This window comes from Dielma fastidiosa (assembly GCF_000313565.1).
Classification (GTDB): Bacteria; Bacillota_I; Bacilli_A; order Erysipelotrichales; family Erysipelotrichaceae; genus Dielma; species Dielma fastidiosa.
In genome coordinates this window covers 91,664-105,542 of the sequence record NZ_HE578927.1, presented here as the reverse complement: position 1 = coordinate 105,542, position 13,879 = coordinate 91,664, and the positions used below count along the sequence as shown (strand labels likewise).

The following is a 13,879-nucleotide window of genomic DNA, read 5'->3' as shown; positions in this document are numbered from 1 at the left end:
AGATACCCAATTGTCTACACTTTAAAATGAGACATATGAACTCATTTCATTAAACTAAATAGGAGGAGGAACGCTGATACATATTTCTGACAATTAATTTTTGTCATGAATATGTGTTAAGTTCCGTTTTTTTTATTTAGGAGGTGGGCACATATGCTTAGAATTTGTAAACAAGATAAAAACAAAGTCATGGAACAAGTAAAAAATAAAGTGTTAGATGGTATTATGGTAAGCAACAGTAATTTGATTGATGATATTATACTTTCTATGTGTCATGAAGGTGTCTTGGATAACTTAGACCAAGGCTTTCCAGATAAGAGAAATACTAATTCCACGATTCCTTTAAGGTTTATAATGGCTTTAGTTATTGTTTCAAAAATGAAAGTCAGAACCAGCTTAACGGATATTCCTTATGCTATTCAAGATTACAGAACATTAGCTGAATTAGGTTATAATGCAATGAGTACAGATAAGTCAGATGGTTGGTTTAATGAAGGAACTATCAGACATTTATTGGGTAAATATAAATCTGAGGATATATTCAATTACTATAACAATGTAGTACAAAAGCATATCTTTAATACCATGGATATTGAAACTAATATTCATATATTAGATTGTACCAAGATAGCAGTTAACTATAATAATGAGAACTATGAAGGTTCAACCTTTGGTTATGATAGATTAGGCAATTCTATGAGAGGTTATAAACTAGCTTCACTTAGAGGTATCTATAACGATAGTGGTTTAATCGAAGATGTTCGTTTTGGTACAGTTAATATTCACGATTTTAAGTTGAGTGAAGAAATGTTAAAGACTACTCCGTGTTTCCATGAGGGTGACATCCTACTAATGGATAGAGGATTCACTTCACGAGAAATGATGAACTACTTAAAGACGGTTAGAAAAGTAGATACATACATCCCAGTAAGAAAAAGTATGGAAATATATGAAATGGCTATTGAATTAGCAGAAGAAATTGACGATTGGCAACCTCACCCTACTAGAAAAGATCAAATGATTTGTCACGTTAATAATGTAGGTGAATATTTTAGAACTAGAAATTCTAAGCATGATGTTGACTTAAATTCATGTGTTGTATGGTCGGAAGATACTCAATCTTATGAAGTGTTTATTACAACAGACATGAATAGGTCAGCAAGTGATATTGTCAATATATATAATATGAGAACTGAAATTGAAGAAGATTTCAGACAACTAAAAGACTTCTGGAAACTTGAAGATTTCAAGAGTACAAAGTTAAATATTATCTCATTCCATTTAGTATGTGTGTTATTAGGGTATCTATTTTATCAGTTATATTTAAATACAGAAGATGGACAAAAATACATTGGTAAATGTTTACCAGTAATTCTTAAAAACTATAAACAAGAATTTCTAAATTATTTAGTATTATTTAGCGGAGAATACTTTTGCAGTATGAGTATGCGTGAATTTTTAGAGTTTAGAGATGAATGTTCAACTGACGTAAGAAAATTCATTTTAGAATTTTCAGTTAAAAATTTAACGTCAAAAGTGAGTGTAGGGACTTTTTAGGCTTTTTTAGATAAATACTAATAAAATACCTTTCAATAGTATAATTTATTGAAAGGTATTTTTATTTTTAATTCTCAAAAAGTCATATTCCGAATCGCAGTTATAAGATGATTTTTCTCAATATCAATACGATCTATGATATAATGATAAATAATTAACAAAATATGAGGAGAAGAAAATGAAAAAACTATTATTAAGCTGTTTGACAGCATTATGTCTTGTGGGATGTACGTCAGCTCCAACGCCGACAAATAAACCAGAAGAACCGGTCAATGAACCTGAACAGCCAACCAATGAGCCGTCAACAACGCCGGATACTGAGCCTGAACAAGAGGCGGTTAAAAGGACCGTCTGCGCTTTAAATCAAGAGGGTGTCAGCGTAGAGACAACTTTTGAGCATGATGGTGTTAAGGTTCTGAGACAAGTAAATACAAATACGATTGTATTATCAAAAGCAGGATTGAATAAGGAACAAATCGAAGAAGCGGCAGCGAATGCCAATGAAACATACAGCGCTATCGCAGGTGTAACGTATAGCTATGAATTCAAAGATGATGATACATTTGTAGAAACAACAACAATTGATTTTACAGCTACATCAATTGCTGATTTACAATCTGCGGGTATTGTAGAAGCTGGTGAAGCTGATTATGTGGGTATTGAAGAAACACTTGAATTAAACAACCAAAACGGTATTGAATGTAAAGACGCTGAATAACTAAAACTAGCATAATCAATAAATTAAGAAAAGGAAGTCTTAATTCATTGCAATCATTTGCAATCTGAATTAATGCTTCCTTTTTTTTGTTGCTTTTAAGGCTTGTGACGGCCAATTCGATTTATTGTAAATTGTTTATGAACGATCGTTTCTTGCATGACAAAAATCACGTTTTGCTTAATTGTGTCAAAAAGTATACTTTATGAGACACTGTAATTGTAATCTTTTTTACATTATTTGTAAATAATTTATTACGATTTTATTCATTTTATGACCGAATTTTGTTTATTCAGTCATTTATTAAGCCTGTTTTTATCTGTCTTATAAAGTATACCTTTTAAGACAATATATGAAAAACTGGGATGTTTACAATTATGGAAGCAGGAAAATATAGCTTCCGCCGATACAGGAATGATGTTTTTCCCAAGTTTCATCATTCCTGCTTTTTTATAGAAAAATCAATCTTTTTAGATTGCAGAGGGGTGAACAATGGATAAAACAGTGAAATTTAAAACAGTATTCAATGGTTATTCAAAAACTGAGGTAGATCAATATCTCAATGAGCTGGACACCCAATATCAAAATGAACATCTGGCAATCAGCCGTTTAATGCTGAATGCACAAAACCGCAGTGATCAGATTATCCATGAAGCAGAGCAGCGGGCGGCTGAGATTCTTGCTAAGGCAGAGGCTGACAGCAAAATGATACGGGCTGAAGCGGAACAGGTAAAGGCAGACTTAATTCAGGAAATGCGTACTAATTTTATCGATCTTTTGCATACGGCTGAAAAGATGCGTAAAACCATAGAGAATTCACAAGAGATGTATATGCTTTATTCAACCAAGATACTGCGGGAGATTCCTTTAGAAAGCAGTATCAATGCCGCTGTTGAAAAAGTGAAACAGCTATATCCGCAGACAATCAAGAAAGAAGCCGCCATTAAGGAACAAACCCCGATACAGGAAACAATCATTGATGCAGAGGATCTACCAATGCAAACCGTCTGTAATGAAATCCCTGTTTCAAAGCAGTCAGAGACGAATGTTGACGATCTAATTAAAAGCATCAATGCACAGCGCAGGAGTTAATCAGCGTGTTTGCTGCCATTATTGGAAAGGGGAAGCTTGTATTACTTATCTTCTGCCTGCTTTCTTCAATGCCAATGCATTCTTTCTTAGAAATTGAAGAATGGGAGGATACAGGCAATGAGGTTCTTGAAGATGAGGGGGAGAGTGCTGATCATGAATCAGCCGATGAGGACAGCGATTATCAAGAGGCGGATCAAGGTGAAGATTTAAATGAAGCAACAGCAGGGGATATTTTGCCAGATGATACCGCAAGTGACAGTGACAGTTCATCAGATATTATTGAAAATGATCCGCTGCCTGCTGAGCCTTCAGATACCAATGCAGAACCATCATTGCCCGATACAAACGGGGTGTGTGAGGTCGAGGACGCTTTAGGCTTTCGGGAATGTCTGGCACAGGAAAAAGACATTCGCTTGACACTGCTGAGTGATGTTTCAGTAAATGCCGCTGATCTGCCAAATGCTGACACTGAATTTTTAAGTATCGATCTTAATGGCCATCAGCTGACAATCGTCATTGATGAGGATAGTAACTTTACACCGCTGCGCTGTTCATCGTTTCAGCTAATCAGTGAGAGTGAACACGCGGGCATGTTAAGTGTTAAAGCTGCCTCTTCAATGTCAGCACCCTTTCTTGCAGTCAGCTCCTATGCCTTTTTTGCCGGATCAGAAGCCGGTATTCAGATTTATTCTCAAAGTGCGGATAAGCAGGCTTATACAATGATTGATTTGATTGGTGATGCTGAAATGAATGCACAGAATTCACGATTCATGACGAATACGGGCGATGTGCTGACCTTAATAACACGGGAGGGGAATAAGCTGCCGCAGACAGCGTGGATTGAATTTGCCAATATTGACCAGCACGCTGAATTTTTAAATCAGCAGATTCTGTATTATTATCTGCCAGCCAGTCCCTTCCTTTATGCGGAATCAGACAAATATCAGGTTCAGATAGAATGGGGCGATTTGAGTTACAGCTATGATGGTGATCGTATGTCATGGCAGGGCAATGATAATTTAAACAATCATATCCGGGTTAATAATTATTCATTATTTCCGGTTATGATCACCCATGAGCTGCAGCTTGATGATGGAAATATTAAGGGTGATGTTTATAAGACTGCCGGCAGTAAAAGTGATGGCAGTGATGAATATGATTATGATATGTGTGAATTAGCGGCATATGAGGAAGAACTGATCGCGGCCGCCAGCAATCTTCCGACTCAGCTTGACCTCTATGTCGTACTTTCAGGAAATCCGGATCTTGATCAGTATAAGCATCAAAAACAAATCGGCTCTTTAAGCTTAACTGTGACATCGATGGAAAATGAGCCGCAGAATTTAAACGAACCAGCTGAAGCATTTGATCTTACGATTGAAAAAGGAGAGACTTTGATTTTAAGCGGCGAGCATGAAATGAATGGAAATATTTATCGTGTCAGCGGCGGCGGTACGTTATGCTTTGATCAGTTTCAGGCGGTTGATGCGTTGGATGGTGATGTTTTGGCGGAATGTGATGAAGATAGTTCACTGATAGCAGGCAGTCATCAGGACTTGAATGCTTATCGGTTTATTGATTTGCTGGGTGAAGAAACTACGGCTGGCACACCGGCTGTCAAGCTGATTTATCGAAAGGAAGAAGCGGATGTCAAAGCCAATGACACAAATGAAACAGCTGACGAGCAGCCGCAGTAATGCGCAGTATAAAAAGCGCCGCTTTCAGATTGCGGTTAGCTGCTTGCTGCTTCTGCTCATGATGCTGCTGGCGGTATATCGATGGGATGGCTTCCTGCTGCCGCGCCATGAGCCCAAAGCACAGGTATTGATTGATCCATCTATGCTTGATGAGCGCATGCGTTATCAAATCTATGAAGTAAATGAAGGCTATGTGACAGGCTTTTGTATTTCCCCGGTATATGAACAGGATGAATTGATGATTTATTTAATGAATCAGCCAGAAAGTAAGGTTGATATTCAGTTAGTGATTCTTGATCAAGAGGGTCAAATAAAAGCTAAAAGCGGCTTGCTTTCACCGGGAGAGATGCTGGCTGGAATCAAGGTCAAAGCACTTGAAAAACAGTTTCGCGTCGAGGTTTTGGCTTATGAACAGGGCACCCATTATTCAGCCGGCGTGCTGCGTGTGAAAACATCTTGGATTGATGCATTGGAGGAATAAGATGAAGAAAAAGATATGTCTTATGGGTGGTCTGGCTGGCCTCAGCAACAGTTATATTAAAGATTGCTATGCCATGGTGAAGCTTAGCGGCGGACAAAGCAGCGGCGGTTTTATTGGCTGTAACTATGGTGAGATTTATAACAGCTGGTGTCAAACAGATTCAAAGCGGGGAAAAATCATGGCCGGCTTTGCAGCTAAAAATGAAGGCATCATGGAACATATCTTCTATATTGATGACCGTAAAAAAAGAAAAAGGAATTTGCGGACAGTGAGCTGGCTTTAGATTCTGAATCAATTCAAAACCTGCCCTGGGATTATGAGCGGACATGGAACCGTGATGAAGTGCCGCGTCGATTCAAGGAAGATGCATTTCACATTGAAAGCGGCGCTGCTGATGAATGGATTGAAATTGACAGCATTGAAGGTTTTACAGCCTTTGCGGATGGTGTGAATCGAGGCAACCGCCAATATCAATATGCGGCCTGCCGGCTTACCGCTGATCTTGATTTTCAAGGCAAGAAACTCATACCAATTGGGGAAGATGATGCGCTTCCTTTCAAGGGTATATTTGATGGCGGCAATCACAGCATTACCAATTTTAAAATCAAAGGGAAACGAAAATACGGCGGTTTATTTGGCTGTCTTAAGGATGCGAAGATCGTTAATCTCACTGTTGACGGTATGATACAGGGGGCCGAATACAGCGGCGGTATCGCTGGGATGATGGAAGGCGGTATCATCAGCTGCTGCGGCAGTGCCATCCGCATTGAAGCTAAAAAGTACGCCGGCGGCCTGGTTGGGAAGAACCGTGATGGGATTCTGATTAAAAATTATGCGGTGGGATTGATTCATGAACATAAAAGGCCGTGGTTTCTGCTGCTGTTTCTTATCCCGCTGCTGCTGTTGCTGCTGAAGCTGGGTATCCCTTATCCATCGGTTCCGGTTGATGGAAATGTGCAGGCAATTCATGATGGCCTTAAACCCCAGAATGGTAATACAGCGGCATTTGAATTTAACCGGCTGATTGTCTTTACCGACGGGATCGGCGAGCTGGCCTTCTACAATCCCGGCAATTCTACCCAGGACATTGTTGTGAAGCTGACAATCAGTGATCAGGAGCTGATCGATAAGCTAGGTGTCAATCATCGAACCTTTCTTGATCAAAAACGCCTTGAAGTATTAGGGGAATATGATCCTGAAACATACCGTCAGGATTTAGCTGTTTCCGGACGGGTACCGGCTGGTTCAAGACTTGAGACATTGACACTGAATGCTTTACAGGACGGCACCGATTTGCCGCCGGGTACTTATAAGGGAATTATTGAATTAGTGTTTTATGACAGTGAAAGTCAGGAAAAGGCATTGCTGAACAGTCAGCTGCCGGTAGGCATTGAGATTCGATGAGCGGTTGGATTGACTTATTGGCACAGCTGATCTTTATCACGATATTTTGGGAATTTGGTTATGGTGAAACCATTTATTATTACTTTTGGGGTAATGTGGTAATCATCATGCTGGCACTGCTTGAACTTGAAGTCTTTAAGATAATCAATGGCGGTTATCAGATAGCGGAGAAAAGCCGTGATGAAATCTTATTTATACATAGCTTAAGCAGCTTAATCAGCGCGCCGGTGCTTTATTTAGAAATATCATTGATTGCCTATCGTTTTATGAATCTGCTGCCGCTGCTGCTTTTAATCGGTACGCAGCTGATATGGGCACTGATCTGGAGCAAAGCGGTGGATCATTATTATCAAAATCGGCATGGCTGTAAAACATTGATTCACGTCGGTGAGTCTGGGCTGGCACTTTATGAGTTTAGAGCGCGTGCTGATCGTTTTAAGATTGTAGATAAACTGTCATCAGAAGCAGTTGACGCAGAAAGGCTGAAAGCTGTAGATGGACTGCTTGTTGAAAAAATCAGTACGGCAGAACGTTATCGATTAAATCAGCTTTGTTTTGAACTAGGCAGGGAATGGTATGAACGCTGTGAAATCAAAGATGTGCTGCTGAGCGGCGATACGGTAGTTGTCAGTGATTTATTAATGAGTCATCAGCAAAAAGGAAGGCTTTGCTCTCTAAACGTGTGATGGATATTGTTATCTCCATGCTGCTTCTGATTATTACTTCGCCACTGATGGGAATCGCGGCATTGTGCATCTATCTTGAGGACGGCGGGCCGATCTTTTACCGCCAGCGCCGCTATGGGCAGGGAAATCACTGCTTTGAGGTAATTAAACTTCGCAGTATGAGGGTGAATGCGGAGGCCGACGGCATCGCGCGAATAAGTGATGCTGAGGATCAGCGTGTCACCAAGGTTGGCAGAATTTTGCGGAGACTGAGAATCGATGAATTGCCGCAGCTGATGAATGTGTTAAAAGGTGAGATGAGTTTAGTTGGGCCGCGTCCAGAACGTCCGGAATTAGCCGATGAGATTATCAAGCGATTACCGGAATTTTCATATCGGACAAGTGTGAAAGCGGGACTGACAGGCTATGCGCAGGTAATGGGAAGGTACAGCAGTGATATTGAAAGTAAGCTTGCTTTTGATTTGTATTATATCCAGAAACAGACGCTGATGCTGGATCTGTTGATCTTAATGAAAACCGTTATGGTAATTTTTGAGAAGCATCGCAGTGAGTAAATTTTTGCTTTTCTGTTTAAAAGTCTGAATTTCAGGCTTTTTGACGGAAAAGCAAAGGAGGGGGCGAAACGATAAAAATTAAGCATTACAGTATGGAATTAGAAAAAAGCGAGATTGAAAGGAGAATTAAATGAAAAAGTTAATAGAAAAACTTGGTGCGTTTTTTATTGCATTAGCAATGATATTAGCTGTTTTCCCAACACAGGTACAGGCAGCCGCAACGGCTGAAACTTGGTTTGAAGCGGGTAAGTCAGCGGAAAAGGGAAAAGATTATCGATTTGTAGAAGACAGCAGTAGTCATGTGGTATCTGAAATTCAGGTTATGACAGCTACCGGATTAGGCTTCGTGTCATATTTAATGACCGGTGGAGTAACTGTGGATGGTGTAAGTTATGGTACTGCTGAAGTTGGAGATGCGACAATCAAATTAATGAACGATATTGATTTAGCTGGCAAGCAGTGGGTTGGTATAGGTGGTATAGCTATATATAGTGGTACTACTCAAGCGACATATACAGCAACTTTTCCCGGTTCAAGTCCTCAAACTTCTGATTATTTTTATGCCCCTTCGACAGGCAGTAATATTGTAGACTTTAAAGGAAATTTTAATGGTAATGATAAAATAATCAGCAACTTAACTATTCAGCGTACATATAGCGGTGATAAAGATGGTACTGATGACTGGGGTATTTCAAACTTAAGTGGCTATAACGCATCTAAGAATGTGGGCGGATATTTCTTAGGTGAGAATTATTTTATGTTGAATAATGATGGTGAATTTAAGAATGTTACATTCAGGGATATTAATGTACAGATTATTGATAAATTCGTAAGCACAAATTTAATACCAATGGAGTCTTACTTAACCGACTACTACAGAGGCAGTGCGACGGGTTTTGGCTTGATAATGGAAAATCATGGCACTGTTTCAAATGTCAGTGCAGATGGAAATGTGACAATTTTATCAAGTATGCCTTTCTATTATGGTCTGACTGCAATCAATCGCGGAACCATCAGTAATGCAGCAATGAATATCAATGTTGATTTGTTATTGGCATCGGATAGCGGTCACCGATACGCCGGACTTCAGAGCACTCCGTCTGTCAAACTTAATGATGGCGTTATGCGCCGATATGCATTAATCAGCGGGATAGCTGGGATTACAGGTGAGCCGATTCCGGATCAAAGTAAATTAGGTGGTATGACTACATCATCAATTAAAAATTCAAGTGTAAGGGGAGCCTATAACTTGTATTATGCCGATGTCGATACATCAGGCTATCCTATTTATGAGGGATTAAAAGAATTTAAGGATGCTCAGCAGTTATTTAAATTAGATTTGCTGAATGATACTCACGGATATTCCGGTTCATTAAAAGGCTTATTAACTAACTATGAATTATCTCTAGTCAGCGCTATTTCAGGTTCTGGATATAATTCGATCACTGTTGATTCAACAACTTATAATATTCAAGTAGGTGCGGATGAAAGCTATACAGGAGCTGCCGGTTCACTGCGGGGTAAGGATCTGAGCGGACTCGCCAATCCTTTAGAGACAATGAGTGTGAATTATACAGCAGAGCCAGGCTCAATGGCTAAATTATTCTCTACTCCAGCAGAACCAGTTGTTGCCAAAACGGAAACCTTTACTTCATCAATAGGCGGTGTTGTCGCCTCGGCTTGGACACGTTTCTCAGATGGTGCGGCTACCAACAGCATTGAGATTCCAATCTATTTGACAACTGCCGGTGATATCAGCTATAAGGTTGAGCTCAACTGGGGTGATATGGAGTTTGTTTATGACCGCGGCAGCTATGATGCTGGTAAAGGTGAAACATTACCGTCTGCAGGCAATGAATTAGGCTGGAATGGTAATGATAATACAAACAATCTGATTAATGTTATTAATAAATCAAATGCATCGGTAAATGCGAAGCTGAATTTACAGCTGGATAAGAATTATTCAGGTGCATTCTATAAGGAAGCGGGTGCTGATAAGACCGACAGTAATGAAAAAGATTACGCTGGCAAAGCATCTTACGCAGCAGGCACTTATCTGGCCTTATCGAGTGCCGGCGGCGGCAGTGACAGCCAGAATTTCTATCTGGTTATGGGCGGCGTACCAAATGGCAATTTAAGCAATGCTCAGATTGGTTCAATCACCGTAACTGTAACTTCACAGACTGCCAGCACTGACAGTACGAAGCTGACAGCATATTTGAGTGATGATACTAGTACGGCATATATGGTCGAAAGTGATGTTGAGGTTGGCGATGTGAAATTGATTGCTAATAAAACAATAACTGTCGCTGATAATATGACCATGACCTTATTTGGTGAATTGAATGCAAATGGCAATACAATAACGGTCAGCAATGCAAATACATCAGGTAAATTAACGCTGCATCCTGAATTCAGAGTTATAGGCAGTGCAGGTACTGTTTTGGACAGCACGAAGATGCTGATCAGCGGCGCTGAAACATTAAAAGCCAATGGATTAGTATGGAAAGACAGCACAGGCAACGCAATCGCTGATCTCAGCACAACAGGTTTACAGGGAGATAATGTGAAGCTTGTTTATCTTGGCTCAGTTGCTGACTATCTGAAAGCTACCGGATTGTCAGAAGTCTATCCAATCAACAGTTCAGAAACTATGACGGCTGGTGAGCTGAATGAAGCAAATGTATTACAGCTGAATAACGGTGCTGTATTAACCATTGAAGGTACATTTACCGGCAGTGGAACATTACAGCTTAATGCTGGCAGCAATGGCAGTGTAATCTATAACGGAAATACATACCATGGCGCTGCAGATACTGTAATGATTATAGAATAAGCAATTAATTGAAAAGGCAAGAAAATTTGCCTTTTCATCAAAGCGTCTGAAGTTTTCGGGCGTTTTGATGAAAGCAGGAGGCTATTGTGAAAGAAAAAGACAGAAACCTTATCTATCGATTTTGTGAGCTGGGCGGTACTTATTTGCTGATTGCGTTAATCTTTATGATGCCCATCAGCGTTATATTCCGGCAGATCTTAATGCGCGGTGAATATTTTCCAGTTGTACTTGATTTATTCAGCGCTGCCTTGCTTTTTATTACATTGATTAAACTGACCCAGGGGGTTATGCGGTTTAAGCAAAAGCTATTATTGATACTTTTGCTGATTGGGATTAGTTTGATCTTTCTGTCAGCACTGAATTCATTGAATCAAAGCTTTTCTTTACAAGGTAAACCAAGCCGTTATGAAGGGTTCACAACATGGTGCTGTTACTTTACACTATTGCTTAGCAGTTTAAGTCTTTGTGAGGAAAAGCATCGCCGCTGGGTGTTGTATGCGATGCTGGGAGCTGGTTTAATCAACGGTATTTATACAATCATTCAATATTTTGAAATCATGCCAAGACTGACATATTACAGTGAGCTGTACCGTGAGGTAAAATTAGTGCCCGGTTTATGCGGCAATGCCAATTTTCTGGCGGCTAATATGGTAATGCTGAGCGGTGTCGGCGCAGCTGGCTTTATAATGGCTCAAAACTGGCGGCAAGAATTGTTTTTCTTAGGCAGTCTTATGTTTTCCATAACTATTGTTTTAATGACGAAAGCAATGGGCGGCCTTTTGGGATTATGTGTTGTTTTTTTACTGATGATAACAGTCATGCTTAAGGAATGGAAGCGGCGTCCCCATTGGCGCATGGATTCAGGTCAGCTGACGATTTTAGGAACGGCTGCCATACTTCTTGTACTGCTTATTATGCTTGTGACAAATCACCCGTTGATGCAGCGTTTTATACAGCAGCTTCAGGATGGCCTGGGGCCGCTTTTGGGCGAGACAATCAGTGAAAAATCTGGCTCAGGCCGTTATCTGGTGTGGAAGAACGCATTAAAATTTATTCCACAAACATGGCTGTTAGGCAGCGGCCCTGATACATTCGGATTGCTTTATCATTCTGTTTATCCATTAAATAATGCTCAGTATTATGATAAAGCGCACAACGAATATCTTGAAGTTCTTTTAACCATGGGTCTGCCGATGCTGCTGTGTCTTTTGAGTATCTATGGCACTTGTTTGAAAAACATTCTTCAGCGCTTTATCAGCAAACAGGCAACCTGGGTCAGCGCCGCTTGTCTTTTTGCGGTTTGCGGTTATTTAGTTCAGGCTTTCTTCGGGATCAGCTATATGCTGAGTGCGCATCTTTTATGGATACTGCTTGGTTTGGGCGCGGGACAGCAATTAAATGAGTCAAAAATGAGAAACTATGCGGACTGAACCTTTACTGAGTATCATCATTCCGGTTTATAATACCAAGCAGTATCTGCCGGCATGTATGCAAAGTGTACTGCATCAGCAAGCTTGTTTTGATTATGAGGTTATACTTGTGGATGACGGATCAACGGATGGTAGCTCACTGCTCTGTGATCGTTATGCATCAGATACTCCATTTGTACATGTGCTTCATCAAAAGAATCAAGGCTTGTCAGTGGCGCGCAACAATGGCTTAAAAGCATCAAGAGGATCGTATATCTTATTTTTAGACAGTGATGACTGGCTGGCGGATGAGCGGGTATTCAGCTGTCTGAACAAGTATTTGAAGGATCAAAAGGATGTGATTTTCTTTGAATCAAAGAAGGATATCAGCCACTGGTTCAATCGGACACCGCATGTATTAAAGCGTCTGCTTAATGCTGACACCCCTCAAAATCAGCTGTTTAATGAAATGATTCGATACAATTATCCACTTGGCTGCGCATGGAACCGGGTGTTGAAAAGAAGTTTATTGATTGATGGTGAATTATGGTTTGAAGCGAATACTTATTGTGAGGATATTGAGTGGAATGTGAAGCTGATGCGTTTAAATCCCCAAATCGCATTATGCCCCCATGTTTTGCATTGCTACCGTCAGCACAGCAATACGATTACTCAGCGCTATGAACGCATCGCTGATGATTTTAAGACAGTAGTGCTGCGCTGTATTCATGATCATGAAGCAGGGAGTGAAAAAGCTGTGGATGCATTTCTTGCTTTTCAATATGCCTCATTGTTGGAGTTTGTTCCTTATCTGAGTGATGAAGGTCAAAAACAGACTGCCAGCGCAAAAGATATTTTAAATTATGCGTCAGATAAAAAGGCAAAAGGCTGCCGGCGGTTGGTTGCGTTGCTTGGTTATGAGCGTGCCTGCCGATTATTAAATCGATATTTATTAAGCAAAAAAGTATAAGCATCAGAGGAGGTACGCGATGAAGAAAATTAGTATAGGGTTAATGATTTTACTGCTTTGCGGCTGTCAGTCAGCGTCGGTCAATGAGCTTCAGGAAAGCGTCTGTACGATGAATGCCGGCGGCGCGGCGGTCACAACCATTTTTGAACATGATGATAATTATGTGAAAACGCAGAAGAATGTGAATGTAGTTCAGTTGGATATGAGTGCGGTAAGCGCTGATGAATTAACGGCTACGGCTGAAGTAGCGGCAGCTATTTATCGCACTGTCAAGGGAATAGAATATAGCTATGAGATTGATGATCAATTCTTTATTGAGACATTATATATTGATTTTACAGCGGCATCGATTGAAGAATTGTCTGCCATCGGCATTGTCCGCAATGCTGATGAAACAACAACCCAAATCGGCATCAAGGAAACTTTAGCCATGAATCGTGAAATGGGTCTTGAATGCACAGAAAATGAATAAAAAGAG

13 protein-coding genes are annotated in these 13,879 nt (G+C 40.2%); all 13 read left to right on the top strand.

Annotated features, from left to right (window positions below):
• The first annotated feature begins 153 nt into the window (after nt 1-153).
• The 13 genes from DAHG_RS19350 to DAHG_RS10275 all read left to right on the top strand — a co-directional run bounded on the left by DAHG_RS19350 (nt 154) and on the right by DAHG_RS10275 (nt 13,873).
• Complete coding sequence (locus tag DAHG_RS19350) at nt 154-1,557, top strand: transposase (protein WP_022938277.1); 1,404 nt, start codon at nt 154-156, stop codon at nt 1,555-1,557.
• A 178-nt stretch (nt 1,558-1,735) separates the two neighbouring features.
• Complete coding sequence (locus DAHG_RS10330; RefSeq protein WP_022938276.1) at nt 1,736-2,275, top strand: DUF1307 domain-containing protein; 540 nt, start codon at nt 1,736-1,738, stop codon at nt 2,273-2,275.
• Nucleotides 2,276-2,764: 489 nt separating this feature from the next.
• Complete coding sequence (locus DAHG_RS10325; protein ID WP_022938275.1) at nt 2,765-3,364, top strand: DivIVA domain-containing protein; 600 nt, start codon at nt 2,765-2,767, stop codon at nt 3,362-3,364.
• A gap of 5 nt (nt 3,365-3,369) precedes the next feature.
• A complete protein-coding gene (locus DAHG_RS10320; RefSeq protein ID WP_022938274.1) occupies nt 3,370-5,061 on the top strand; it encodes a hypothetical protein in 1,692 nt (563 codons plus the stop codon).
• A complete protein-coding gene (locus DAHG_RS10315; RefSeq protein ID WP_022938273.1) occupies nt 5,012-5,542 on the top strand; it encodes a hypothetical protein in 531 nt (176 codons plus the stop codon). Before DAHG_RS10320 ends, DAHG_RS10315 begins: the two co-directional genes overlap by 50 nt.
• A gap of 1 nt (nt 5,543) precedes the next feature.
• Nucleotides 5,544-5,825 (top strand): hypothetical protein, encoded by a 282-nt coding sequence (locus tag DAHG_RS10310; RefSeq protein WP_022938272.1) that lies wholly within the window; start codon nt 5,544-5,546, stop codon nt 5,823-5,825.
• A gap of 59 nt (nt 5,826-5,884) precedes the next feature.
• Complete coding sequence (locus DAHG_RS10305; protein ID WP_022938271.1) at nt 5,885-6,946, top strand: hypothetical protein; 1,062 nt, start codon at nt 5,885-5,887, stop codon at nt 6,944-6,946.
• Nucleotides 6,943-7,632, top strand: a complete 690-nt coding sequence (locus DAHG_RS10300) for a hypothetical protein (RefSeq protein ID WP_022938270.1) — start codon at nt 6,943-6,945, stop codon at nt 7,630-7,632. The genes DAHG_RS10305 and DAHG_RS10300 overlap by 4 nt, the downstream gene beginning before the upstream one ends.
• Nucleotides 7,614-8,186 carry a sugar transferase gene (locus DAHG_RS19345; RefSeq protein ID WP_147576397.1) on the top strand — a complete coding sequence of 191 codons (573 nt, stop codon included), beginning with the start codon at nt 7,614-7,616 and terminating at the stop codon, nt 8,184-8,186. The genes DAHG_RS10300 and DAHG_RS19345 overlap by 19 nt, the downstream gene beginning before the upstream one ends.
• A 130-nt stretch (nt 8,187-8,316) precedes the next feature.
• The gene (locus tag DAHG_RS10290; RefSeq protein ID WP_022938268.1) at nt 8,317-11,022 is read left to right on the top strand and encodes a hypothetical protein; all 2,706 of its coding nucleotides are present in this window, start codon (nt 8,317-8,319) and stop codon (nt 11,020-11,022) included.
• Between the two features lie 86 nt (nt 11,023-11,108).
• A complete protein-coding gene (locus DAHG_RS10285; RefSeq protein WP_022938267.1) occupies nt 11,109-12,452 on the top strand; it encodes an O-antigen ligase family protein in 1,344 nt (447 codons plus the stop codon).
• The gene (locus tag DAHG_RS10280; RefSeq protein ID WP_022938266.1) at nt 12,442-13,401 is read left to right on the top strand and encodes a glycosyltransferase family 2 protein; all 960 of its coding nucleotides are present in this window, start codon (nt 12,442-12,444) and stop codon (nt 13,399-13,401) included. Before DAHG_RS10285 ends, DAHG_RS10280 begins: the two co-directional genes overlap by 11 nt.
• Nucleotides 13,402-13,420: 19 nt before the next feature.
• Nucleotides 13,421-13,873: a DUF1307 domain-containing protein gene (locus DAHG_RS10275; RefSeq protein WP_022938265.1), complete on the top strand. Its 453-nt coding sequence runs from the start codon at nt 13,421-13,423 to the stop codon at nt 13,871-13,873.
• Nucleotides 13,874-13,879 lie beyond the last annotated feature (6 nt).

What these genes read in the sequence shown, in the direction of transcription:
- DAHG_RS10290 (WP_022938268.1), top strand. Translation starts at nt 8,317, where the DNA reads ATGAAAAAGTTAATAGAAAAACTTGGTGCGTTTTTTATTGCATTAGCA.
- DAHG_RS10315 (WP_022938273.1), top strand. Translation starts at nt 5,012, where the DNA reads ATGTCAAAGCCAATGACACAAATGAAACAGCTGACGAGCAGCCGCAGT.
- DAHG_RS10330 (WP_022938276.1), top strand. Translation starts at nt 1,736, where the DNA reads ATGAAAAAACTATTATTAAGCTGTTTGACAGCATTATGTCTTGTGGGA.
- DAHG_RS10300 (WP_022938270.1), top strand. Translation starts at nt 6,943, where the DNA reads ATGAGCGGTTGGATTGACTTATTGGCACAGCTGATCTTTATCACGATA.
- DAHG_RS10310 (WP_022938272.1), top strand. Translation starts at nt 5,544, where the DNA reads ATGAAGAAAAAGATATGTCTTATGGGTGGTCTGGCTGGCCTCAGCAAC.
- DAHG_RS10325 (WP_022938275.1), top strand. Translation starts at nt 2,765, where the DNA reads ATGGATAAAACAGTGAAATTTAAAACAGTATTCAATGGTTATTCAAAA.
- DAHG_RS19350 (WP_022938277.1), top strand. Translation starts at nt 154, where the DNA reads ATGCTTAGAATTTGTAAACAAGATAAAAACAAAGTCATGGAACAAGTA.
- DAHG_RS10275 (WP_022938265.1), top strand. Translation starts at nt 13,421, where the DNA reads ATGAAGAAAATTAGTATAGGGTTAATGATTTTACTGCTTTGCGGCTGT.
- DAHG_RS10280 (WP_022938266.1), top strand. Translation starts at nt 12,442, where the DNA reads ATGCGGACTGAACCTTTACTGAGTATCATCATTCCGGTTTATAATACC.